The following is a 22,335-nucleotide window of genomic DNA, read 5'->3' on the forward strand; positions in this document are numbered from 1 at the left end:
GTTTTGTCCTCGAAGAGATGAATGCGCGGCTTGCGTGCCCCCAGTCTAGCCACAGGCATCATCCTCGCGGCAGCACTATCAGAAGGCCGGTTGGGTGCCCATGAGTGGCAGTGATGAAACCACCAGCGCGACTATCACCGCACTGGATCAGGCTGCATTCGCCGCATCAGCCCAACTTGCGGCAATGGCCCTGAAGGTCTATCAACAAGGCTTCATTCACCTTGAGTGCCTGTCATGACTTCCCAGACCAATCGTCAGTTCCTGCTCGCCAAACGTCCGGTGGGCGCGGCGACCCGTGAGACGTTCACCTATCAGGAGGTACCGGTCGGCGAGCCGGCCGCGGGCCAGATCCTGGTCAAAAACGAATACCTGTCCCTCGACCCGGCCATGCGTGGCTGGATGAATGAAGGCAAGTCCTACATTCCGCCAGTGGGTCTTGGCGAGGTCATGCGCGCTTTGGGTGTCGGTAAGGTCGTGGCGTCAAACAACCCGGGGTTTGCGGTCGGGGACTACGTCAACGGCGCCCTGGGCGTGCAGGATTATTTCCTCGGCGAGCCGCGCGGTTTCTACAAGGTCGATCCGAAACTGGCACCGCTGCCGCGTTATCTGTCCGCACTGGGCATGACCGGCATGACCGCCTACTTCGCCCTGCTCGACGTCGGTGCGCCCAAGGCGGGCGAGACCGTGGTGCTGTCTGGTGCTGCGGGTGCGGTCGGCAGCATTGCCGGACAGATTGCCAAAATCAAAGGCTGCCGGGTGATCGGCATCGCCGGCGGTGCAGACAAGTGCAAGTTCCTGGTCGAGGAGCTGGGTTTTGACGGCGCCATCGATTACAAGAGCGAAGACGTCCACGCCGGCCTGAAGCGCGAGTGTCCGAAAGGTGTCGACGTGTATTTCGATAACGTCGGTGGCGATATCCTCGACGCGGTACTCAGTCGCCTGAACATGAAGGCCCGCGTGGTGATTTGCGGCGCCATCAGCCAGTACAACAACAAGGAAGCGGTCAAGGGGCCGGCCAACTACCTGTCGCTGTTGGTGAACCGCGCACGGATGGAAGGTTTCGTGGTGATGGACTACGCCGCCCAGTTCGCCGCTGCCGGCCAGGAAATGGCGGGCTGGATGGCCAAGGGGCAGCTCAAGAGCAAGGAAGATATCGTCGAAGGGCTGGAAACATTCCCTGAGACACTGATGAAGTTGTTCAGCGGGGAGAACTTCGGGAAGTTGGTGCTGAAGGTTTAACCAAACGTCTGAAACCTACCACCCATCAACCGCAGGAGCGGGCTTGCCCGCTCCCACAGGTTGAGCGGTGTTCAAGCGATTTCGGCGACCACCGCTGCCAACGCCTTCGCCGGGTCTGCGGCCTGGCTGATCGGACGGCCGATTACCAGGTAATCGGAACCGGCATCCAGCGCTTGACGCGGGGTCAGGATGCGGCGCTGATCGTCCTGGGCGCTGCCCGCCGGACGAATCCCCGGGGTCACCAGTTGCAGCGACGGGTGCGCCGATTTGAGGGCCTGGGCTTCCAGCGCCGAGCAGACCAGGCCGTCCATCCCGGCTTTTTCCGCCAACGCCGCCAGGCGCAGTACCTGCTCCTGTGGCTCGATATCCAGGCCGATACCTGCCAGGTCTTCGCGCTCCATGCTGGTCAGCACGGTCACGCCGATCAGCAGCGGTTTCGGCCCGGTGCGCTTGTCCAGCACTTCACGGCAGGCCGCCATCATGCGCAAACCGCCGGAGCAATGCACGTTGACCATCCACACGCCCATTTCCGCCGCGGCCTTGACCGCCATCGCGGTGGTGTTCGGAATGTCGTGGAACTTGAGGTCCAGGAACACTTCGAAACCCTTGTCGCGCAGGGTGCCGACGATTTCTGCGGCGCAGCTGGTGAACAGCTCCTTGCCGACCTTGACCCGGCACAGTTTGGGGTCCAACTGGTCGGCCAGCTTCAGCGCGGCGTCACGGGTGGGGAAATCCAGGGCGACGATGATAGGAGTCTGGCAAGCGGACATGTGCGGGCTCTCAGGCAGGACGAAATCGGCGCGCATTGTAGCGGAACCAGCGCGACTGCGGGACCCGATGATCGGTAAATCGTCGGCGGCGCCCAGCCAGGATCGGCCCTTTGGCCAATTGTGTCGAGACCGATACACTCACGACACGCCCGCAACACCCTTGCCCGCTACCCTCGACAGCCGCAACCCGTCCTTTACAGCACTTCCCGCCTTCGGGCCGGACGCCTATGCTGAAACCACAACCTCGCAGCCCATCTTTGTGGTTGGCAGCCTACCTGGCAGATGAACGCACGCATGCACAGTACCCAAGCCCCCTTGAACGACGATCAAAAAGCGCCCGGCGACGACAAGCGCTGGAGCATTCGCGCACTGATCGTCGACGATGACGTTCCGATCCGTGAACTGATGATCGATTACCTGGCACGTTTCAACATCCAGGCCACCGGCGTCACCGATGGCGCCGCCATGCGCCAGGCTCTTCAGGCCGAACATTTCGATGTGGTGGTGCTCGACCTGATGCTGCCCGGCGAAGACGGCTTGTCGTTGTGCCGCTGGCTGCGCGCCGAATCGGACATCCCGATCCTGATGCTCACCGCGCGTTGCGAGCCCACCGACCGGATCATCGGCCTGGAACTGGGCGCCGACGATTACATGGCCAAGCCATTCGAACCGCGGGAACTGGTGGCGCGCATCCAGACCATTCTGCGGCGGGTGCGTGACGATCGAACCGAACAACGGGCGAATGTGCGCTTCGACAACTGGCGCCTGAACAGCGTGCTGCGCCAGTTGATCGCCGCAGACGGACTGGTGGTGCCGTTGTCCAACGCCGAGTTTCGTTTGCTGTGGGTGTTCATCGAACGCCCGCGCCGGGTGCTCAGCCGGGAACAACTGCTGGACGCCGCCCGGGGACGATCGATCGAAGCCTTCGATCGCAGCATTGATTTGCTGGTCTCGCGCCTGCGCCAGAAACTCGGTGACGATCCCAAGGCGCCACAACTGATCAAGACCGTTCGCGGTGAAGGCTATCTGTTCGACGCCCGGGATATCGGCTGATGCGTGCGCGCTTCGATACGCTGTTCGGCCGCCTGTTCGGCGTGCTGTTGGTGGCGATCATCCTGGCGCACCTGCTGGCCTTTGCCTGGTTCCATCATTACGGTCCTCCGCCCCCGCCACCGCCCCCCGGGTTCGCCGAAGGCTTCGACGGCCAACGCCCACCGCCCGATCCGCGCTTCGAAAACCGGCCACCGCGTCCGTGGTTCGGCGGACCACTGGTGCCGCTGACGTTCCAACTGGTCTCGCTGATCATTGCCGCCTGGTACGGCGCCAAACTGCTGAGCCGGCCGATCCAGCGCCTGAGCGATGCCGCCGAACGCCTGAGCGAGAACCTCGACAGCCCGCCGCTGGACGAATCCGGCCCTCGGGAGGCCAGGCAAGCGGCGTTCGCCTTCAACCTGATGCAGAAACGCATCATCGAGCAGGTGCAGCAGCGTTCGCGAATGCTGGGGGCGGTCTCCCATGACCTGCGCACCCCGTTGTCGCGGCTCAAGTTGCGCCTGGAACAGATCGATGACGAGAAGCTGCAGGGCCAGATGCGCCAGGACCTGGACGACATGATCGGCATGCTCGATGCCACCCTGACTTACCTGCACGAGCAACGCACCAGCGAGGCTGTGCAATGGATGGACGTGCAGGCACTGGTCGAATCCCTCAGTGAAAACGCCCAGGACCAGGGCGCCGATGTCCAGGCCAGTGGGCATTGCGCGCCGCTGCAGGTCCAGCCGATGGCATTGCGCTCATGCCTAAACAACCTGATGGATAACGCCCTGCGCTATGCCGGGCAGGCGCGGATCGAGCTGCAAGACAGCCGTGAACAGCTGGTGATCCGGGTCGTCGACCATGGGCCAGGGATCGCCGCGGACAAGCGCGAAGCCGTGTTCGAACCGTTTTTTCGCCTGGAAGGCTCGCGCAACCGCAACTCCGGCGGTGTCGGCCTGGGCATGACCATTGCCCGGGAAGCGGCCGAACGCCTAGGCGGGCAATTGACGCTGCAAGAAACCCCCGGCGGCGGCCTAACCGCCGTCATCCGCCTGCCCCGCGCCTGAAACGAACTCAGTCCGTCAGGCGCGCGAGTGCGCTTGTGTGACAAACGGTACAAACCCCACATACCCACGACAAACAGCTCCCCGAGGCTGCATAAGCCGGTGCACCCGCCGGTTTTCCATTCCAGGGAGTGAGCCCAATGATCGGTAGCGTCAGCCACTACACGAGCTATACCAGCAGTGTCAGCAGCACCAGCAATACCCGCAGCCAGCAGTTCCAGAAAGAACTGCTGAGCAAACTCGACACCAACAGCGACGGTTCGGTAGATCAGGACGAGCTCGACAGCGCCCTGTCGCAGAAGTCCGATGACGGTCTGCTGGTCAGCCTGAGCAAAAATTTTGCTGACCTGGACAGCGACGAGAGCGGCAGCCTGAGCAGTGAAGAAATGGCCGCGATGGCGCCACCGCCACCGCCGCCCCGTGATCAGGCACCGGAGACCGAGTTGGCCGACGCGCTGATCAGCGCCCTGGACACTGACGGTGATGGCGCCATCAGCAGCGACGAACTGAGCACCGGCCTCACCAGTGCCGGCAGCAGCGCCGACAGCAGCGAGATCTTTTCCGCCCTGGACAAGAACGAGGATGGCGTCGTCAGCCAGGACGAGCTGGCGGCCAGCCTCGCCCCGCCACCGCCGCCACCTCAGCAGGCCTCCGACGAAGCACTGTTCAGCCAGCTCGACACCGACAGCGATGGCAGCATCAGTGCCAGCGAACTGAGCAGCGCGTTGCAGGCCAGCGAGAGCACGTCATCGACCAGTACCGACACCAGCGCCGCGTTGCTCAAGGTTCTGGACAGCGACAGCAGTGGCGGCGTCAGTAGCGACGAATTGAAGGCTGCGCTGCAGGCCGGGCGCGAGCAGACCAGCGACAGCTCCACCGATCAGGCGAGTGTGGCCCAGGCATTGGAGAAAATGATCGCCAACCTGAGCAAACAGTATTCGCTGGACAACGTGGCGACCGTGGGCAAATACCTCAATGTGGCGACCTGAGGCGAACACTTCGCGAGCAGGGCGGACGTCGCACCGGCTCGCGAAGACGCCCCATCGGTGGAAAACCTCAGGGGCGGCGATCTTCAACCCGGGCCTGACTCTTGCTCCAGTCGGTCAACAGGCTGTAGGCCACGGCCAGCAAGGTCGGGCCGATGAACAAACCGATAAAGCCGAACGCAATCAAACCGCCAAACACCCCCAGCAACACAATCACCAATGGCAGGTTGCCGCCCCGACTGATCAGGTAGGGTTTGAGCACGTTGTCGACCCCGCTGATGATGAACGTGCCCCAGATCCCGAGGAATATCGCCATTCCGTAGTCGCCTTTCCAGGCCAGCCAGGCCGTTGCCGGAATCCACACCAGGGGTGGCCCCATCGGAATCAGGCTGAGCAGGAAGGTCACGATACCCAGGACCAGCGCCCCGGGCACACCGGCGATCAGAAAGCCGATCAGCGCCAGTACCGCCTGGGCCGCCGCCGTGCCGATCACGCCGTTCACCACCCGTTGTACGGTACCCGCCACCAGCTCGATGTAATAACCGGCGCGATCACCGATCAACCGCTGCAGCAGCCCGTGGACGAATGCCGCCAGGCGTGGCCCGTCGCGGTAGAAGAAGAACACGAACACGATGCTCAGCGTCAATTCGAGAATGCCGCCGCCAATCTGCGCGCTGCGTGCCAGCAGCCAGTTGCCGACCTGCCCCAGATACGGCTTGAGCGACACCATCAGGGCCGCCCCCTGCTGATCGATGCTGTTCCAGATCACCACCAGCCGCTCGCCCACCAGGGGAATGCCGCCCAGCCAGCTCGGCGCCTCGGGCAGGCCGTCCATCTGCACATCCTTGATGAAGGCCGTGGCATCGCGCACATGATCGGCCAGGTTGAAACCCAGCCACACCAGTGGCACCGCCACCAGCAGCATCCAGCCGAGGGTCAGCAAAGCCGCCGCCAGGGACTCGCGGCCGTTGAGCCAACGAGTCAGCAACAGCATCAGTGGCCAACTGGCAAACGCCAGTACCGCGCCCCAGAACAATGCCGACCAGAACGGCGCCATCACCCAGAGGCTCGCGCCAAACAGCACCAGGAGCAGGATCTGCACCAACAGCCGATCGTTATTGATCATCCGATTCTCGAAAAAAGCAGTCTGCAATTAGAGTAGGCGAACGCAGCCCGCGCGTTCGCCTGGCACCGCTTATCGTAACAGCTCGATGTGCAGACCAGAGCCTTCGACGCTACCTGTCTCCATGCGCGCCGCGCGCACGCCCTGCCCCATCAACGCCTGGCGCCAGGCTTCGGCGTTCGGCCCGGACAGGCTCACCCGCAGGGTGGTGTCCAGGTTCAGGCCACGGGAAAGCAGTCGCAGCCAGGTTTCGTCGGGTGTATCGGTCAGTTTCGGAAAGTCGAGTTCGCCGGTGCTTTTCAACTCGCGCAGCAAGGTCGCGGAGGTCGGCAGCAATTCCCCCAACGGCGCGCTCGCGTCGAATTGCTCGACGTGCAGGTAGGCCTTGCGATTGCCACGGGTGATGCCGTAAAGCGCCACCAGGGTGTTGTCGTTGGGCGCCGCCAGTCGCAACAGCAGGTAGGCCTGCTGATCGTCAGCGCCATAGAGCTTGGCGTTGCCGAAGACTTCATTGGCCCACAGGCTGCTCGCTCCGCAATCACGGGCCTGGCACCAGAACAGCAACTGGGCGTCCTGTTTTTGCAAGGCTTCGCGGGCTGCGGTAAACGCGGCGTTGGAGGTTTGCTCCGGTGGCAGTTCGTAAGTGACCGACGTGGCGTGCCCACGGGCACTGACCTGCCCGTCGAAGCGCAGTTGGCCGCTGATCCTGCGAATCGACCCCATCGGGTAGATCCGCTCGAGTTCGACCGCAGGGCGATAATCGACGATCTGCGAATCGACCATGCGCGGCACGATCGGCAGGTCCTGACTGCCTGGCACATCCGCAGCGAATGACAGAGGACTGAAACAGCACAGCGCCAGCAAACTGAGTGAACGTATGGACAGGTTCATCGGATCAGCATCGCCCGGGCACCTACGGTGTAGAGATCTATCATGGGTTGTCTCCCTTTCAACCCGCCCAGCCTCGACAGTTGACCGGCGCAAGTCAAGGCATGGCGAAGAACCGATTGAAACAGTCTGCGACAAGATCGGCGCCGAGCTCATCGTTCAGGTGCAAATGATGGCCGCCTGGCAACTGCTCACGACTGAAGGGTAGACGCTCCAGCAACTCCGGATGCTTGGCCAGCATGCCGTCGGCCGCGACCACCAGGCGCGCAGGACAACTGACCCGCTGGACGAAAGCCATGGCCTGTTCGGTGGTCAGGCGCAGCGGCGAGGGCAGCGTCAGACGGCTATCGGTGCGCCAGGTGTAGCCGCCCGGCACCGGCACCAGGCCACGCTGGGCGAGCAGCTCGGCGGCTTCGCGACTGACCGCCACCAGGCCCTTCATGCGGGCCTCGACGGCGCGGTCGAGGGTGGTATAGACCGGCTTGCGTTTCTCCCGCAGATCCAGCTGTGCCTGCAGGGCCATGCCCATGCGCTCGGCGGCGTTTTCGCCTTTGTCGGTCGGAGGAATGACGCCGTCGATCAGGGCCAGATGGCTTACGCGCTCCGGCAAGGAGCCGGCGATGATCAGCGCCGCGATCGCGCCCATGGAGTGCCCCATCAGGGCAAAGCGCCTGAGCCCAAGCTGTTCGGCAACTTGCAGCACGTCATGGGCATAGTCCCACATGGCGTAGCCGGCCCCCGTCGGCCGATGTCCGGAGTGGCCATGGCCGGCCATGTCCAGTGCGATGATGCGCAGCCCTTTGAGTTTCGGCGCCAGGCGGGCAAAGCTGTTGGCGTTGTCCAGCCAGCCATGCAAGGCGATGACCGGCAACCCGTCTTCGGGGCCGAACAGGTGCGCCGCCAGCTCGATGTGCGGCAGGCTCAGGCGAACCTCCTCGACGACCGGACTCATGCGCAGTCCTGCTGCTGACGACCGTCCCAGCGGCTGAACAGGTTCTTCAGCAGCGTGGCGGTGTCCTGCGGGCGCTCGAGGGGGAACATGTGCCCACCCGGCATGCTCAGGGACTCACCCAGCGGCAGGCGCCGGACAGAGCTGGCGTGATGACGCATCACCACGCGGCTGTCGCGACCACGGACGACGGCCAGCGGCACTTTCAGGTGGCGTGCCTGGCCGGGGCTCGTATGGGGCACACCCCGGTAGATGCTGATTTCCGTGGCGGGATCGAAACGCAGGCGCAGCTTGTCACCCACCCTGTGCAGACCGTGCTGCAGGTAAGCGTCGAAGCATTCCGGATCGAAACCGCGAAACAGGGTTTTGCCGGCGAAGTAACGACGGGCACTTTCGAGGTCGGCAAATTCTTCGCGCCGCCCCAACGTGCGCCCAGCCGGCGTCAGCCGGTCGATGAAGCCGAACCGCTTGGCGGCCCGGATCACCCACCGATCGGCGCGGGTCAGCACCGGCGAATCGAGCATCACCACGCCTCGGTACAGTTCGGGACAACGCAACGCGGCATGCAAATGCAGCACGCCCCCCAGCGAATGGCCGACGCCCCACACCGGCTGCGCCTGCTGCTGGAGGTGGTGGATGAGTTCATCCACCAGGTTGTGCCAGTTGTCATCCGCCGGGAAACGCGGGTCATGGGCATGCTGCTGCAAATGGGCGACCTGGTACTCGGGCGCCAACGCCGCGAACAACTTGCCGTAGGTTCCCGAGGGAAAACCATTGGCGTGGGCGAAAAATATCTGCTGCGACATACCGGCAAATCCATAAGCGAGGACAGGCGTTGATTGTCCGCAAGACCGCGTCCGCCAGCAATGACCGTAACGGCCAGGAATGATGACAGTCCGGTCAGACGAATACCCCGGCTGGCGCCATCAGCGCACGGGCGGTGTCTCGCCCAGTGGCACCACCGCCATGGTCAGGCGCGACACGCAACTGGCTTTGCCCTCGTCACTGGTCAGGCGGATATCCCAGACATGGGTGGTGCGTCCGATGTGGATGGCCCTGGCTACTGCGGTGACCCGCCCACTGCGCAGTCCGCGCAAATGGTTGGCGTTGATTTCCAGGCCTACGCAGTAGAACTTGCTCGCGTCGATGCACAGGTAACTGGCCATGGAGCCGACGGACTCGGCCAGCACCACCGAGGCGCCGCCGTGCAGCAGTCCGTAAGGCTGATGCGTGCGGTGGTCGATCACCATGCTGGCGGTCAGGGACTCTTCGTCGAAGGCTTCGAAGCGGATATCCAGCACTTCGCCAATGGTGTTTTTCTGAATCGCGTTCAACTGCTCGATGTTCGGAGTGGTACGCCACAAACTCATTGCTGACATCCTTTATGGGTTTTGTTCGTGACTCAATCCTGCCACAGCACCGCGTCGCTGTGCTCACTCCATTCTTCGAACCGCGCCCCGTAAGCCGCTTCGATCACGTTGCGCTTGATCTTCAGAGTCGGCGTCAGGAAACCGTTTTCCACGGCCCAGCTGTCTTTGACCACCACCAGCCGGCGCAGGCGCTCATGTTTGTCGAGGGCCGCATTGACCTCCTCCAGCAGCTTTTCCAGGCTCGAATGCAGACCGGCACGCGCGGTGCCGCCGGCGTCCTGTTGCCCGACTGCCGACAGCACGCACAACCCCATGGGGGCGATCAAACCGTCACCGACCACACACACCTGCTCGATCCGCGAATGCACGGCCAAACGGTTTTCAATCGGAGCCGGAGCCACGTATTTGCCTTTGCTGGTCTTGAAGATTTCCTTCAGCCGCCCGGTCAGACGCAGGTTGCCCTCGGCGTCCTGCTCGCCCTTGTCCCCGGTGCGCAGGAAACCGTCCTCGGTGAGGGTGTCGGCGGTTTTCTCCGGCTCCTTGAAATAGCCGAGCATGGTCGCGCCGCTGCGCACCAGGACCTCGCCCGATTCGGCGATCCGCACTTCCACTTCCGGGCAAGGCTTGCCGATCCAGCCGCTCTTGTACTCGCCGGGCCGACCGATATGGGAATAACCGCAGCTTTCGGTCATGCCGTACACCTCCAGCACGTCCAGCCCGAGCTTGCGATACCACATCAGCAAGGTCTGCGGCACCGGGGCCGCGCCCGACAGGGCCACCCGCAACGCATCCAGCCCCAGCCCGGCGAGCACCTTGTGCCCGACCCGCTTGCCAATGAAGGGCAACCCGAGCAGGAAATCCAGGCGCTTGGCCGGGATCTTGCCGTACACCCCCATCTGGAACTTGGTCCAGATGCGCGGCACGCCGAACAACGCCGTGGGCCGCGCACGCTGCATATCGGTGAGGAAGGTGTCGAGGCTCTCGGCAAAAAATACCGTTTGCCCGGTATAGATCGAGGCCAGTTCGACGAACATGCGTTCGGCAACGTGGCACAGCGGCAGGTACGACAGCAGCCGATCGGCCTCGTTGAGGCCGAACAACTCCGTACCGCGACTGGTGGCGAAACCCAGGTTGCCAAAGGTGTGCATCACGCCCTTGGGCAAACCCGTGGTGCCAGAGGTGTAAATGATGGTTGCCAGTCGATCGGCGGCGGGCGTCGGGTTGTCCTGGATCGGTGAGCTGGCCTGCAGGTCGGCCCAGCTGAAATCGAAGGTGCCCGGCGGATGCAGCGGCAGGCTGATGGTAGGCAGGTCGGGGCTGACCCCACGGGACATGCCGGGCCAGTCATCGAGCTTGCCGATGAACGCCAGTGCCGCTTCGGAATGTTGCAGCACTTGTGCCACGGAGTCGGCGGTGAGGTTGGGGTACAACGGCACCGACACGTGTCCGGCCATCCAGATTGCCAGGTCGGCGATGATCCAGTGCGCGCAGTTTTTCGATATCAGGGCGATGTGGCTGCCCTGCGGCAATTCGCGCGCCCGCAGCCAGTGCGCGGCGCAACGGGCCTGATGGCCGACGTCTTCCCAGGTCAGGGTCTGCACCTGACCGCCGCCCACCGGCTGAACCAGGTAGCGCTGACGGGGATGGCGGGCTTCACGCTCGTAGAAGACGTCCAGCGGCAAACGGAAAGCAGCAGACATGCGAATCGCTCCTTTGTTTTTTTGGTCTGGAGCAAGCGTAGCCAACCAAGCGGTTGCTTGGTTGGCTATTTCACATAAAGATACATATCCCGACCTATCCGATTAATGTGGGAGCGGGCTTGCTCGCGAAGGCGGTGTATCAGATGTCATCACCGCCGACTGAAACACCGCCTTCGCGAGCAAGCCCGCTCCCACACCATTGGCCCGATTGCAATGGGACTACGGGTGCTTGATACCGTTGAGCTTCATCGCCCCGGCCAGCGGCAAGTCGCCCTCCAGCTCGGCCAGGCCCGCGGTCTTGACCGTTTCGGGGTCCTGCACATGACCGTTTTGCAGGTAGCCCAGCAAGTTACCCACCAGCGGGTTGTGGCTGACCAGCAGCGCGTTGTCGACCGACACCAACTGCTCGGCCACCGCTTGCGGGCGGTTGTCGGGGGTCAGCCATTCGACGGTGCGAATGTCCGGAGCGAAGCCCAGAGCCGTCCTCACAATCTCGGCGGTCTGTTGCGCGCGCAGGTAGGGGCTGGCGTAGATGGCCGTGATCGGTGTGCCCATCAACTCGGCAGCCGAACGCAACACTTCCTCTCGACCGTGGGCTGTCAACGCCCGTTCCGAGTCTGGACGACTGCCGAAGGGTTCGGCTTCACCGTGACGCAATACCCAGAGTTTCATAGCTTGGGTTCCTCATCTCGGACCGGATGCGGTGCAGGCGCCACGGTGTGCGGTGCTTCACCCTCCGGCGTACGCGGCGCCGGCCAGTCGGCGAACGGCCAGGGCTTCTGGTCGCTGTGAAATGTGCCGAAACGCCCGATCTGGGCCAGGAACTGGCTCAGGCTGTCGCCGACATTCATCAGGCTGGCGTTCGGGGCGCCATAGAACAAACGATAGACCAGTTGCACCAGCACCACGGCGCCGAGGATGAACTGCGCCACCTGCCAGACCAGCAGGAAGACGATCATCCACAACACCCGCAGCAGGATGGATTCGTACTTGGCTTCTACTTTCGGATCGTTCATGTGCAATGCCCTGCCTTTGTCTGAAACGTGATCAGTTGAAACCACTGGTGGAAATGAAATCGACGTCGGTCTTCGGTTCGCCACGCATCAGCAGTTCAATCACCTGGTTGAGCGTGCGCCCTTCGAACAGGATTGCGTGCAGTCCGGCGACCAGCGGCATGTACACACCGACTTCCTGGGCCTTGGCCTTGAGCACTTTCAGGGTGTTCACCCCCTCGGCAACTTCGCCCAGGCGCGTCACCGCTTCCTCCAGGCTCAAGCCCTGTCCGAGGGCAAACCCGACCTGATAGTTACGGCTCTTGGGTGAAGAGCAGGTCACGATCAGGTCACCCACGCCCGCCAGCCCGAGGAACGTCATCGGGTTGGCCCCCTGATTCACCGCGAAACGGGTCATTTCCGCCAGAGCACGGGTGATCAGCATGCTCTTGGTGTTTTCGCCCATGCCCAGCGCCACCGCCATGCCGGCAATGATCGCATAGACGTTTTTCAGCGCCCCGCCCAACTCCACGCCGAACCGGTCGGCGCTGGCGTACACGCGAAAGGTGCGACCGTGCAAGGCGGCCTGGACCTGCTGGCAGAGTTCTTCGTCTTCACTGGCGACTACCGTGGCGGTCAACGCATGCTCGGCAACTTCACGGGCCAGGTTCGGCCCGGACAAGACGCCGATGCGCGCCTGCGGCGCGATCTCTTCGAGGATCTCGCTCATCAGCTTGAATGTGTGGGCTTCGATGCCTTTGGTCAGGCTCACCAGCATCTTGCCGCTCAGGCGTTGCGCATGGGGCGCGAGCACCGAGCGCAACGCACTGGACGGCAACGCAACGAAACACAGCTCGCACGCGTCGAGCGTTGCCAGCAGGTCCGTGGTCGGGTCTACGGCCGCCAGCACCTTGATGCCTTTGAGGTAGCGCGGGTTCTCGCGATTGACCCGAATGGCCTCGGCCTGTTCGGCGTCACGCATCCACAAGCGGACCTGATGCCCGTTTTCGGCCAACAGGTTAGCCACGGCGGTACCAAAACTTCCGCCTCCCAGAACCGCAATCGGGCGCTGTTCAGTCATATGCAATCCGTTAATCCATACCAGTGGCGATGCCGGCATTATACGGAGCGGCCCAGTGACGGACAGCCCCCGCATCAATTACCGGCTCTTGTCAGAAGAAGATCACTTATTGCGAGGAAAATGCCGTCATCGTGACTGAAAAAGCCGATCGGCTCGGTTAACATGCGCGCCAGTGATTCGCTATCAAGGATGTGTCGTGTCGTTTGGCCCTGCTTCGTCTCGTTCGCCGCTGGTTATGGCGTTGATCTTCAGCCCGCCATTGCTGGCCGACGACCTGTTCCTCGACAGCGAACCGCTGCCTCAGGTACTGACCGCGACGCGCCTGAAGCAGTCACCGGCCGCGGTGCCCGGCAGCATGACAGTGATCGACAGTGAACTGATCACCAGCAGTGGCGCCCGTGACATCAGCGAATTGTTGCGCCTGGTGCCGGGCATGATGGTCGGCAGCGTCACCGGCAACCAGCCCACGGTGAATTACCATGGCACCAACGCCAGCGATGCCCGGCGCCTGCAGGTGCTGATCGACGGCCGCTCGGTGTACCGCGCCGGCCTGGCCACGGTGGACTGGAGCGATATTCCGGTGGCCATGGAAGACATCGAGCGCATCGAAGTCTTCCGCGGCCCGAATACCGTCAGCTATGGCGCCAATGCACTGATGGCGGTGGTCAACGTCATCACCCGCAACCCGGCCGACAGCCACGGCACGCGACTCAAGGTCAGCCGCGGCCAGCGTGGCATCGACGACTTCTATGCCAGCCAGGGTGTGGATTGGGACACCGGGGATTTGCGCCTGTCGTTGTCCGGCCAGCAGGACGACGGCTTCGATTCCGATCGACGCGGCGCCGATTACCGCGACAGCCGTCGTCTCAATCGCTTCAATCTCGCGGTCAGCCAGATGCTCGACGAACGGCAAAGCCTCGATTGGCAGCTCAATGCCAAGGAAGGGAGCAATCAGCGACCTTATACCTATCGCCCGGTGTTCTCGGGGATTACCGCCGCCGGGAACGACTCCGATGTGGTCGCCAACGACTACGCCGGCTCCCTGCGCTGGAACCTGGACATCAGCCCTGAGCACAGCCTTTACATCCAGGGTTCGGCCCAGCATTGGGATCGCCAGCAGACATGGCGCGCCTGCGATGCCGAGGTCTCGTTCAGCCCCGAGCTGACCTCGCTCTGGCAAATCGACCCGAACTACACCGAGCGCCTGGCGCGTAATATCGTGCGCTACCTGGGTCCCGGTGCGCCGGCCGGCACGGCGGCGGAACAGGCCCTGGCCAATAAAGTGCTGGATCAGTGGCGAGCCGGCGCCAGCCAGACGCTGTGCGGCGACATCGACCAGAGCATCCGCGAGACGCGTTACGACCTCGAACTGCAGGACACCCTCAGCCTGTCCGACAGCCTGCGGCTGGTCAGCGGCATGAACTATCGTTACGACCGAGCCGATTCCGAGACCTACTTCAATGGCAAGTTCGATGACACAACCTGGCGTGTCTTCGGCCAGCTCGAATGGCGGGCGACCGAGCACTGGCTGCTGCAGGGCGGTGCGATGTTCGAGGACACGCAATTGACCGGCAGTTCGTTGACCCCGCGTATGGCGGTCAACTACCTGATCAATCCGCGTCACGGTTTGCGCGCGGTGTATTCGCAAGCCATCCGCTCGCCGGACATGTTCGAGAACAACGTCAACTGGAGCTACCGCGTCACCAACCTGCAACCCGCTGCCTACGGCCAGAGCAGCGCCCGTTATTTCGTCAGGACCCGCGGCCCCGGCGACCTCGACAAGGAACGTATGCGTTCAAGGGAAGTGGGCTATAACGGCTTTTTCGCCGAATGGGGGCTGACCGTGGATGTGAAAGCGTTCCACGACGAAATCACCGGCATGGTCAGCGAACCCCTGCGCAACAACCAGTACATCGCCAGCAATGCCAACAACTCGCGTTTTACCGGGGCAGAAACCCAGCTCGACTGGCGCCTGGGCAGCGCCGACCGGCTGCGCCTGAGCTACGCCTATGTCGATGCCCAGGCGAGCAATCCGCTGGATGCCAGGCAGACCGCCCGCAACAGTGGCTCCGCCGGCTGGCTGCGCAACTGGGGCCAGGGCTGGAACAGTGCACTCTTCTATTATGGTGACGATGCGCTCAACGGTTATCGCTTCGAGCGGGTCGATACGCGCATCGCCAGGCGCATCGGCCTGGGCAAGGCCAGCCTGGAACTGGCGGGCGTGCTGCAGCAGCGGCTCGACCATCAACCCACCACGTTCATCGATAACCGTTATGACCAGCGCCGAGTGATGTACTTCAGCGCGGAGCTGATGTTCTAGATGGGCCCGCGTGCGTCGCGCAAGATGCCAAACCTTGGCCGCCTGCTGGCCGGGGTCTGCCTGCTATTGGCCAGTTGGCTGGTGAGCCTGTCGGCCTGCGCCGAGGACATCCTGCTCATCGGCGCCGACGACAGCCCCGGCATACAGGACTTCGCGACCGCCCTGGGCGAACTGCGTCCCGATGACACCATCCGTTTTCAATCGGTGGCCAGTCTGCCGACGCCGAGTCAGTTGCCCGGCAGAACCCGCTTGATCCTGCTGGACCTGCCGAGCCTCGACTGGCGTCTGCAGGAGGACCTGGGCCCGGCGACGCTGGTGCTGCGCATCAGCCGCCTGCAGGCCCGTCAACGACTGGGAACAACGCAGCCGCCACGCTTGAGTCTGCTTTGGAGCGACCCACCGCCGCAGCGGCAGTTGCACCTGATCCGCCGCCTGCTGCCTCAGGCCCGGCGGGTCGGCGTGCTGTACGACCATCACAGCGAATTTCTCCTGAACGAACTGCGTCAGGCCGCCCAAGCGCTGAACCTGGATATCGTCACTCAGCGCTGGGACAACACCCATGACAGCCGCCCGTTGCAGGCCCTGCTGAAAAACAGCGACGTGCTGCTGGGCCTCGACGACCCCGACCTGTACAACCCCAGGACCGCGAAAAACCTGCTGCTCAGCAGCTACGCGCGACAAACCGCACTGATCGGGCCGAACGCCGGCTTCGTCAAGGCCGGCAGCCTGGCCAGCAGCTACAGCGACCAGAGCGACTGGCTGGCCATTCTCGACGAATTGCTCGACCGGCCAACGGCCACCTGGCCACGCACGCATTACGCCAATCACTTCAAAGTCTTGAGTAACCCGCAAGTGGCTCGTTCATTAGGTATTGAACAGATCGATGAAGCGCTGGTCGCAACACAGTTGGCTGCAGGAGAAAGCCGCCCATGACTTTCCGTCGTCGTTGGGACATCAACACCCGTACGCAGATCATCAGCCTCGGCCCGGCCCTGTTGCTGACCTTGCTGCTGATCAGCTTCTTCACCTTCGTGCGCATCCAGGACTTGCGCCAGGAGCTGAACCACACCGGTCAACTGATCGCCAATCAACTGGCCCCTGCGGCGGAATACGGGGTGATTTCCGGCAACAACGAAGTGCTCGACAGCTTGCTCAAGGCCACCCTGGCCACACCGAACGTACGCTTTCTGGAGGTTCAGGACAGCGCCAACCGGATTCTGGTGTACGTCGAGCATCCCTCGGAAACCCACACCCGCTCGCAACAGGTCGAAGTGTTCCAGGCACCGGTACGGCTGCAGCGGATCGCGTTGCACAATGATTTTTTCCAGGGCAGCAAGGTCGCCAGCGCGGCGCCCGGCGAGGACTACCTGGGCCGGGTGATCGTCGGCCTGTCCAGCGACGCTTTCAGCAAACGCCAGCAGGAGATCCTGTTCAAGGCCGGCATCCTGGCGCTGTTTGCCCTGCTGTTCACCTACCTGATCGCCCGGCGCCTGGCCGGCAGCCTGTCGCAGCCGATCCGCGACATCGGCAACGCGGTGAAGGCGATCCAGAGCGGCGACTACACGACCCCGCTGCCGATTGTCGATGACACCGAACTGGGCGCGCTGTCGCAGCACATCAACAACCTGGCCAGCGGCCTCGAACAGGCCAGCCGTGAACAGCATCAGGCCATGGCGCAGTTGATCCAGACCCGCGAAGAAGCGGAAAAGGCCAACAACGCCAAATCCGATTTCCTCGCGATGATGAGCCACGAACTGCGCACGCCAATGAATGGCGTACTCGGGATGTTGCAGTTGCTGGAAACCACCGAGATGACCGAGGAGCAAGTCGAGTATGCGGCGCTGGCCTCGGAGTCCACCGAACACCTGCTCAAAGTCATCAACGACATTCTCGATTTCTCGCGCATCGAACGCTCTGAACTGGAGCTGGAGCACATTGCGTTCAACCTGGCCGACCTGATCAGCAGTTGCGCCCAGTCGTTCCAGCACAGCGCGGCCCAGCGCGGACTCGACCTGGCGTTGCGGATCCCCGAGGACATGCAGGCGTTGCAGGTTCAGGGCGACCCGACGCGCATCCGGCAGATCCTGGTGAACCTGGTGGGCAATGCGCTGAAGTTCACCGAACAGGGCCGGGTGAGCATCGAACCGCAGTGGCAATCGCTGGACCACGAACTGCTGTGGTTCACCTGCACCGTGCGCGACAGCGGCATTGGCATCCCGGCCGACAGCCTGGAGTCGATGTTCAATGCCTTCCAGCAAGCGGACAGCTCGATTTCCAGGCGTTACGGCGGCACCGGGCTCGGGTTGCCGATTGCCCGCACCCTGGCCGAACGCATGGGCGGCACGTTGCGTGCCCAGAGTGAAGAAGGTCTCGGCTCGGCGTTCACCCTGGAAATCCCGCTGGCGCTGTATAAACAGTCATTGCCGGTGCTGACGCCCCGGGCGCAAACCGGCAGCGGCGATGGCGCAGGTCGCAATGTGCTGCTGGTCGAGGACAATCCGGTCAACCAGACCGTCATCGAAGCCATGTTGCGCAGCCTGGGCTTTACCGTGAGCGTCGCCACCGACGGTGCCCAGGCCGTGCGCAGTGCCGAGAGCCTGATTTTCGAAGCCATCCTGATGGACTGCCGGCTGCCGATCATCGATGGCTACGAAGCCACCCGCCAGATTCGCCAACTGCCCGGTTGCGCCGATCTGCCGATCATCGCGTTGACCGCAAACGCCTTGCAGGGCGACCGGGAAACCTGCCTGTCGGCAGGAATGAACGATTACCTGGCCAAGCCGTTCAAACGTGCGGATTTGCAGCAGATTCTCCAACGATGGGTGCAGTAATACAGGCCTTTCGAGCATATGCGACTGGCGTGGAAAGCGAAATTGCGGCAGTCTTAGGCACCCGAACAGGCCCGAAAAGGGGCTTGTATAATAATTTCAGTGCACAAGTGTACTTTCATGTCCTTGGTGCTGTGACTTTCACCACAACGCAATAGTCTATGAGTAGGCTGCCGGCTCGAGGCATGAACGCTTCGATCGGCCGGGAAGATTTGCCCCACCTGCCGCATGGGATTATTGAGGAGCTCGCATGACCAAACAAAACGCCTTTACCCGGGAAGACCTGCTGCGCTGCAGTCGCGGTGAGCTGTTCGGCCCAGGTAACGCGCAACTGCCCGCCCCGAACATGCTGATGGTTGATCGCATCACCCTGATCAGCGAAGAGGGTGGCAAGTACGGCAAAGGTGAATTGGTCGCCGAGCTGGATATCAATCCGGACCTGTGGTTCTTCGCCTGTCACTTCGAAGGTGATCCGGTGATGCCAGGTTGCCTGGGCCTCGACGCCATGTGGCAACTGGTCGGTTTCTTCCTCGGCTGGCAAGGTCTGCCAGGCCGCGGCCGCGCCCTGGGCTCGGGCGAAGTGAAGTTCTTCGGTCAGGTCCTGCCGACCGCCAAGAAAGTCACCTATAACATTCATATCAAGCGCGTCCTGAAGGGCAAGCTGAACCTGGCCATCGCCGACGGTTCGGTGACTGTCGACGGTCGCGAAATCTACACCGCCGAAGGCCTCCGGGTCGGCGTTTTCACCTCCACTGACAACTTCTAAGGGTTATCCGCATGCGCCGCGTCGTTATCACTGGTCTGGGCATCGTTTCGTGCCTGGGCAATGACAAAGAGACCGTCTCCGCTAACCTGCGTGCAAGTCGCCCGGGCATCCGGTTCAACCCGGAATATGCCGAAATGGGTCTGCGTAGCCAGGTTTCCGGCTCCATCGACCTCAACCTTGAAGAACTGATCGATCGCAAGATCTATCGTTTCGTCGGCCACGCGGCGGCTTACGCCTACCTGGCCATGAAAGACGCCATCGCCGACTCCGGCCTGACCGAAGAGCAAGTGTCCAACCCGCGTACCGGCCTGATCGCCGGCTCCGGCGGCGCGTCCACGCTCAACCAGATGGAAGCGCTGGACATCCTGCGCGAGAAAGGCGTGAAGCGCGTCGGCCCATACCGCGTCACGCGGACCATGAGCAGCACCGTTTCCGCCTGCCTGGCCACGCCGTTCAAGATCAAGGGCCTGAACTACTCCATCGCTTCCGCCTGTGCCACCAGTGCTCACTGCATCGGTACCGCCATGGAACAGATCCAGATGGGCAAGCAAGACATCGTGTTCGCCGGCGGCGGTGAAGAAGAACACTGGAGCCAGTCGTTCCTGTTCGACGCCATGGGCGCCCTGTCCAGCAAGCGCAACGACACGCCGGAACAAGCCTCCCGCGCCTACGACGCCGACCGTGACGGTTTCGTCATCGCCGGTGGCGGCGGCATGGTCGTGGTCGAGGAACTGGAACACGCCCTGGCCCGTGGCGCGAAGATCTACGCGGAAATCGTTGGCTACGGCGCAACATCCGACGGCTACGACATGGTTGCCCCAAGTGGCGAAGGCGCAATCCGCTGCATGCAGCAGGCGCTGTCCACCGTCGACACCCCGATCGACTACCTGAACACCCACGGCACGTCGACCCCGGTCGGCGACGTCGCGGAAATGAAAGGTGTGCGTGAAGTGTTCGGCGACAAGGCACCGGCCATCAGCTCCACCAAGAGCCTGTCGGGTCACTCCCTGGGCGCCGCCGGCGTTCACGAAGCGATCTACTGCATGCTGATGATGGAAGGCAACTTCATTGCCGGCTCCGCCAACATCGACGAGCTGGACCCGGAAGTGGCTGACCTGCCCGTTCTGACCAAGACCCGCGAAAACGCCAAGATCGACACCGTGATGAGCAACAGCTTCGGTTTCGGTGGCACCAACGCGACGCTGGTCCTCAAGCGCTGGGAAGGCAAGTAATTTCCCGCTGCTGAGCCGTACCTGAAAACGCCCCGACTGGTTCGGGGCGTTTTTTTGCCCGGGGAAAAACTCGGGCCCTCCCCTCCCCGTTGCGCTTCACAAACATGAAGCTTTTGTCATGCAACCAACCGCCCTGCGACCGAATGTCGCGTAATTGGCGGGCTGCAGCACTGTTGCGAATTTCGCAACAAGTCATTACCAAATTCGTCGATTTACTTAGCTCGCTATCAAACTCTATAACAGAGACCTGCACACGCCTTGCTGCAGATAACAGAGATTGGAGCTAGCAGATGACTGTAAAAGTGACTGAACGCGACGATTCACACATGTCCCATGAAGGCGTAGCCGCCGGCGTACGGATCTGGGATGTGCATCAACAGGACTTGCTGGTCGGGATGTTCCATAACGAGATCGATGCCCACAACTACAAGGCCGAGCTGGAACTCCAGGAACGGCAACGGGAATTACGATCAGCCTGAGCCAACGACAGCATTGAAACGACAAACCCCGCCATGAGCGGGGTTTGTCGTTGGACGCGACCGATTACCACATCAAGTCGTCAGGGATCTTGTAGGCCGCGTACGGATCGTCCTCGGCCGCCGCTTCTTCGGTCTGCACGTTCAGCTGCACGATGCGCTGTGGATCGCGCTCCTGGATCTTCAGGGCCGCTTCACGGGGGATCACTTCGTAGCCGCCGGCATGGTGCACGATGGCCAGCGAACCGTTGCTGAGCTTGTTGCGCATCAGCGTGTTGACGCACAGGCGCTTGACCTTCTTGTCGTCGACGAAGTTGTAGTAGTCCTCGGTGGTCAGCTTCGGCAGGCGCGAGACTTCGATCAATTGCTTGACCTGCGCGGCACGGGCCTTGGCCTCGGCCTTTTCCTGCTGCTGACGGTTCAGCTCCTGGTCGCGCTTGACCTTCTCGGCCTTGGCTTCCTGGGCAGCGCGCTGCTGGGAATCGTCGAGTTCGATCTGTCCCTTGTGGGCCAGACGTTGCTGTTTCTGCTTCTCTTTGCCGACCTGTTTGGCCTGCTTTTGATTGACCAGCCCTGCTTTGAGCAACTGGTCGCGAAGGGAAATGCTCATGGTGCTTGTTTCTCGCTTGGGCCACTGCTCAACCGCAGTTGGGCAAATTCTTTTCCTGACGTTTGGCTTCGCCCCACAGGGCGTCCAACTCTTCGAGGGTGCAATCTTCCATGGGTCGGTGGGTGTCGCGCAATGCCTGTTCGATAAAACGGAAGCGTCTTTCGAACTTGCCGTTGGCGCCGCGCAAGGCGGCTTCCGGATCGACCTTCAGATGCCGCGCCAGATTGACCACGGAAAACAGCAGGTCGCCCACTTCATCGGCAATCGCCGCCGGGTCGTTGTCGGCCATCGCCTCGAGGATTTCGTCGAGCTCTTCGCGCACCTTGTCCAGCACCGGCAACGCATCGGGCCAGTCGAACCCCACCTGCCCCGCGCGCTTTTGCAGCTTGGCCGAGCGCGACAGGGCCGGCAGTGCGGCAGGCACGTCGTCGAGCAATGACAACTGCTGCGGCGCCTCGGACTTCTCGGCGCGCTCCTCGGCCTTGATCGCTTCCCAGCGCTGCTTGACCTGTTCCTCGCTCAGGCGCGGAACATCCAGCGGCGCATACAGGTCCCCGGTGGGGAACACGTGCGGGTGGCGGCGGATCAGCTTGCGGGTGATGCTGTCGATGACCCCGGCAAATTCGAAGCGCCCTTCCTCGCGGGCCAGCTGGCTGTAGTAGACCACCTGGAACAGCAAATCACCCAGCTCGCCCTGCAGGTGATCGAAATCGCCGCGCTCGATGGCATCGGCCACCTCGTAGGCTTCCTCGAGGGTGTGCGGGACGATGCTGGCGTAGGTTTGCTTGATATCCCAGGGACAGCCGAATTGCGGGTCACGCAGACGGCTCATCAGGTGCAGCAGGTCATCGAGGCTGTACATATCGGGTTCTCAACACAAATCTCCTGTGGGAGCGAGCCTGCTCG

23 protein-coding genes are annotated in these 22,335 nt (G+C 62.5%); 11 read left to right on the forward strand and 12 right to left on the reverse strand.

All coding sequences use genetic code 11. From position 1 onward, the window contains the following. The first annotated feature begins 100 nt into the window (after positions 1-100). Both ACM6IM_RS27165 and ACM6IM_RS27170 read left to right on the forward strand, forming a co-directional pair. Positions 101-238, forward strand: coding sequence for a hypothetical protein (locus tag ACM6IM_RS27165; protein WP_414866802.1), 138 nt, complete (start codon positions 101-103; stop codon positions 236-238). Beyond that, positions 235-1,239 (forward strand): NADP-dependent oxidoreductase, encoded by a 1,005-nt coding sequence (locus tag ACM6IM_RS27170; protein WP_192305954.1) that lies wholly within the window; start codon positions 235-237, stop codon positions 1,237-1,239. The genes ACM6IM_RS27165 and ACM6IM_RS27170 overlap by 4 nt, the downstream gene beginning before the upstream one ends. 71 nt (positions 1,240-1,310) lie before the next feature. Here the strand turns inward: ACM6IM_RS27170 and pyrF are convergent, their stop codons facing one another. Beyond that, positions 1,311-2,009: an orotidine-5'-phosphate decarboxylase gene (gene pyrF / locus ACM6IM_RS27175; protein WP_192305952.1), complete on the reverse strand. Its 699-nt coding sequence runs from the start codon at positions 2,007-2,009 to the stop codon at positions 1,311-1,313. A 294-nt stretch (positions 2,010-2,303) separates the two neighbouring features. Between pyrF and ACM6IM_RS27180 the strand changes: the two genes are divergently transcribed. From ACM6IM_RS27180 to xopAW, 3 genes are all read left to right on the forward strand, one after another. After that, positions 2,304-3,062, forward strand: a complete 759-nt coding sequence (locus ACM6IM_RS27180; protein WP_192305950.1) for a response regulator — start codon at positions 2,304-2,306, stop codon at positions 3,060-3,062. Beyond that, positions 3,062-4,111 (forward strand): sensor histidine kinase, encoded by a 1,050-nt coding sequence (locus tag ACM6IM_RS27185; protein ID WP_201193205.1) that lies wholly within the window; start codon positions 3,062-3,064, stop codon positions 4,109-4,111. Before ACM6IM_RS27180 ends, ACM6IM_RS27185 begins: the two co-directional genes overlap by 1 nt. A gap of 137 nt (positions 4,112-4,248) precedes the next feature. Beyond that, positions 4,249-5,097 (forward strand): XopAW family type III secretion system calcium-binding effector, encoded by an 849-nt coding sequence (gene xopAW / locus ACM6IM_RS27190; RefSeq protein ID WP_414866803.1) that lies wholly within the window; start codon positions 4,249-4,251, stop codon positions 5,095-5,097. Between the two features lie 67 nt (positions 5,098-5,164). Here xopAW and ACM6IM_RS27195 read toward each other — a convergent pair whose 3' ends face one another. The 9 genes from ACM6IM_RS27195 to ACM6IM_RS27235 form a co-directional block, all read right to left on the reverse strand. After that, on the reverse strand, positions 5,165-6,220 hold the full coding sequence (locus ACM6IM_RS27195) for an AI-2E family transporter (RefSeq protein WP_192305943.1): 1,056 nt from the start codon (positions 6,218-6,220) through the stop codon (positions 5,165-5,167). Positions 6,221-6,289: 69 nt separating this feature from the next. Beyond that, entirely contained in the window at positions 6,290-7,096 is an 807-nt protein-coding gene (locus tag ACM6IM_RS27200) for a DUF4892 domain-containing protein (protein WP_414866917.1), read from the reverse strand. Positions 7,097-7,202: 106 nt separating this feature from the next. Continuing rightward, positions 7,203-8,057 (reverse strand): alpha/beta hydrolase, encoded by an 855-nt coding sequence (locus tag ACM6IM_RS27205; protein ID WP_414866804.1) that lies wholly within the window; start codon positions 8,055-8,057, stop codon positions 7,203-7,205. Continuing rightward, positions 8,054-8,860 (reverse strand): alpha/beta fold hydrolase, encoded by an 807-nt coding sequence (locus ACM6IM_RS27210; protein ID WP_414866805.1) that lies wholly within the window; start codon positions 8,858-8,860, stop codon positions 8,054-8,056. Before ACM6IM_RS27210 ends, ACM6IM_RS27205 begins: the two co-directional genes overlap by 4 nt. A 120-nt stretch (positions 8,861-8,980) precedes the next feature. Continuing rightward, positions 8,981-9,424 (reverse strand): hotdog fold thioesterase, encoded by a 444-nt coding sequence (locus ACM6IM_RS27215; protein ID WP_192305937.1) that lies wholly within the window; start codon positions 9,422-9,424, stop codon positions 8,981-8,983. 32 nt (positions 9,425-9,456) lie between these two features. Then, positions 9,457-11,124, reverse strand: coding sequence for an AMP-binding protein (locus ACM6IM_RS27220; protein ID WP_414866806.1), 1,668 nt, complete (start codon positions 11,122-11,124; stop codon positions 9,457-9,459). Between the two features lie 219 nt (positions 11,125-11,343). Beyond that, on the reverse strand, positions 11,344-11,796 hold the full coding sequence (gene sixA / locus ACM6IM_RS27225; RefSeq protein WP_414866807.1) for a phosphohistidine phosphatase SixA: 453 nt from the start codon (positions 11,794-11,796) through the stop codon (positions 11,344-11,346). After that, a complete protein-coding gene (locus ACM6IM_RS27230) occupies positions 11,793-12,140 on the reverse strand; it encodes a DUF4389 domain-containing protein (RefSeq protein ID WP_414866808.1) in 348 nt (115 codons plus the stop codon). Before ACM6IM_RS27230 ends, sixA begins: the two co-directional genes overlap by 4 nt. A gap of 31 nt (positions 12,141-12,171) precedes the next feature. Then, complete coding sequence (locus tag ACM6IM_RS27235) at positions 12,172-13,197, reverse strand: NAD(P)H-dependent glycerol-3-phosphate dehydrogenase (RefSeq protein WP_414866809.1); 1,026 nt, start codon at positions 13,195-13,197, stop codon at positions 12,172-12,174. Positions 13,198-13,393: 196 nt separating this feature from the next. On the opposite strand from ACM6IM_RS27235, the gene ACM6IM_RS27240 reads away from it, so the two are divergent. The 6 genes from ACM6IM_RS27240 to ACM6IM_RS27265 all read left to right on the forward strand — a co-directional run bounded on the left by ACM6IM_RS27240 (position 13,394) and on the right by ACM6IM_RS27265 (position 20,822). Continuing rightward, positions 13,394-15,517: a TonB-dependent receptor plug domain-containing protein gene (locus ACM6IM_RS27240; RefSeq protein ID WP_414866810.1), complete on the forward strand. Its 2,124-nt coding sequence runs from the start codon at positions 13,394-13,396 to the stop codon at positions 15,515-15,517. Further along, on the forward strand, positions 15,518-16,450 hold the full coding sequence (locus tag ACM6IM_RS27245) for an ABC transporter substrate-binding protein (RefSeq protein WP_414866811.1): 933 nt from the start codon (positions 15,518-15,520) through the stop codon (positions 16,448-16,450). It begins immediately after the preceding gene. Continuing rightward, positions 16,447-18,348: an ATP-binding protein gene (locus ACM6IM_RS27250; protein WP_201193219.1), complete on the forward strand. Its 1,902-nt coding sequence runs from the start codon at positions 16,447-16,449 to the stop codon at positions 18,346-18,348. The genes ACM6IM_RS27245 and ACM6IM_RS27250 overlap by 4 nt, the downstream gene beginning before the upstream one ends. 247 nt (positions 18,349-18,595) lie before the next feature. Next, positions 18,596-19,111: a 3-hydroxyacyl-[acyl-carrier-protein] dehydratase FabA gene (gene fabA / locus ACM6IM_RS27255; RefSeq protein WP_003227150.1), complete on the forward strand. Its 516-nt coding sequence runs from the start codon at positions 18,596-18,598 to the stop codon at positions 19,109-19,111. Positions 19,112-19,122: 11 nt separating this feature from the next. Continuing rightward, positions 19,123-20,343: a beta-ketoacyl-ACP synthase I gene (fabB, locus tag ACM6IM_RS27260; RefSeq protein ID WP_192305921.1), complete on the forward strand. Its 1,221-nt coding sequence runs from the start codon at positions 19,123-19,125 to the stop codon at positions 20,341-20,343. A 290-nt stretch (positions 20,344-20,633) separates the two neighbouring features. Next, complete coding sequence (locus tag ACM6IM_RS27265) at positions 20,634-20,822, forward strand: hypothetical protein (protein WP_192305919.1); 189 nt, start codon at positions 20,634-20,636, stop codon at positions 20,820-20,822. A 64-nt stretch (positions 20,823-20,886) separates the two neighbouring features. Here ACM6IM_RS27265 and ACM6IM_RS27270 read toward each other — a convergent pair whose 3' ends face one another. Further along, positions 20,887-21,429 carry a DUF2058 domain-containing protein gene (locus ACM6IM_RS27270; protein ID WP_371048445.1) on the reverse strand — a complete coding sequence of 181 codons (543 nt, stop codon included), beginning with the start codon at positions 21,427-21,429 and terminating at the stop codon, positions 20,887-20,889. Between the two features lie 28 nt (positions 21,430-21,457). Continuing rightward, on the reverse strand, positions 21,458-22,291 hold the full coding sequence (gene mazG / locus ACM6IM_RS27275) for a nucleoside triphosphate pyrophosphohydrolase (protein WP_192306405.1): 834 nt from the start codon (positions 22,289-22,291) through the stop codon (positions 21,458-21,460). Positions 22,292-22,335 lie beyond the last annotated feature (44 nt).

Origin of the sequence: Pseudomonas sp. IT-P12 (assembly GCF_949767465.1) — a bacterium.
Lineage (GTDB): Bacteria > Pseudomonadota > Gammaproteobacteria > Pseudomonadales > Pseudomonadaceae > Aquipseudomonas.

Excerpts from the sequence above, each read along its gene's own strand:
- ACM6IM_RS27180 (WP_192305950.1), top strand. The coding sequence starts at position 2,304 with ATGCACAGTACCCAAGCCCCCTTGAACGACGATCAAAAAGCGCCCGGC.
- fabA (WP_003227150.1), top strand. The coding sequence starts at position 18,596 with ATGACCAAACAAAACGCCTTTACCCGGGAAGACCTGCTGCGCTGCAGT.
- ACM6IM_RS27215 (WP_192305937.1), bottom strand. The coding sequence starts at position 9,424 with ATGAGTTTGTGGCGTACCACTCCGAACATCGAGCAGTTGAACGCGATT.
- mazG (WP_192306405.1), bottom strand. The coding sequence starts at position 22,291 with ATGTACAGCCTCGATGACCTGCTGCACCTGATGAGCCGTCTGCGTGAC.
- ACM6IM_RS27250 (WP_201193219.1), top strand. The coding sequence starts at position 16,447 with ATGACTTTCCGTCGTCGTTGGGACATCAACACCCGTACGCAGATCATC.
- sixA (WP_414866807.1), bottom strand. The coding sequence starts at position 11,796 with ATGAAACTCTGGGTATTGCGTCACGGTGAAGCCGAACCCTTCGGCAGT.
- ACM6IM_RS27205 (WP_414866804.1), bottom strand. The coding sequence starts at position 8,057 with ATGAGTCCGGTCGTCGAGGAGGTTCGCCTGAGCCTGCCGCACATCGAG.
- ACM6IM_RS27220 (WP_414866806.1), bottom strand. The coding sequence starts at position 11,124 with ATGTCTGCTGCTTTCCGTTTGCCGCTGGACGTCTTCTACGAGCGTGAA.
- ACM6IM_RS27230 (WP_414866808.1), bottom strand. The coding sequence starts at position 12,140 with ATGAACGATCCGAAAGTAGAAGCCAAGTACGAATCCATCCTGCTGCGG.
- ACM6IM_RS27235 (WP_414866809.1), bottom strand. The coding sequence starts at position 13,197 with ATGACTGAACAGCGCCCGATTGCGGTTCTGGGAGGCGGAAGTTTTGGT.
- ACM6IM_RS27270 (WP_371048445.1), bottom strand. The coding sequence starts at position 21,429 with ATGAGCATTTCCCTTCGCGACCAGTTGCTCAAAGCAGGGCTGGTCAAT.
- ACM6IM_RS27265 (WP_192305919.1), top strand. The coding sequence starts at position 20,634 with ATGACTGTAAAAGTGACTGAACGCGACGATTCACACATGTCCCATGAA.
- xopAW (WP_414866803.1), top strand. The coding sequence starts at position 4,249 with ATGATCGGTAGCGTCAGCCACTACACGAGCTATACCAGCAGTGTCAGC.
- ACM6IM_RS27245 (WP_414866811.1), top strand. The coding sequence starts at position 15,518 with ATGGGCCCGCGTGCGTCGCGCAAGATGCCAAACCTTGGCCGCCTGCTG.
- ACM6IM_RS27210 (WP_414866805.1), bottom strand. The coding sequence starts at position 8,860 with ATGTCGCAGCAGATATTTTTCGCCCACGCCAATGGTTTTCCCTCGGGA.
- fabB (WP_192305921.1), top strand. The coding sequence starts at position 19,123 with ATGCGCCGCGTCGTTATCACTGGTCTGGGCATCGTTTCGTGCCTGGGC.
- ACM6IM_RS27195 (WP_192305943.1), bottom strand. The coding sequence starts at position 6,220 with ATGATCAATAACGATCGGCTGTTGGTGCAGATCCTGCTCCTGGTGCTG.
- pyrF (WP_192305952.1), bottom strand. The coding sequence starts at position 2,009 with ATGTCCGCTTGCCAGACTCCTATCATCGTCGCCCTGGATTTCCCCACC.
- ACM6IM_RS27170 (WP_192305954.1), top strand. The coding sequence starts at position 235 with ATGACTTCCCAGACCAATCGTCAGTTCCTGCTCGCCAAACGTCCGGTG.
- ACM6IM_RS27185 (WP_201193205.1), top strand. The coding sequence starts at position 3,062 with ATGCGTGCGCGCTTCGATACGCTGTTCGGCCGCCTGTTCGGCGTGCTG.
- ACM6IM_RS27165 (WP_414866802.1), top strand. The coding sequence starts at position 101 with ATGAGTGGCAGTGATGAAACCACCAGCGCGACTATCACCGCACTGGAT.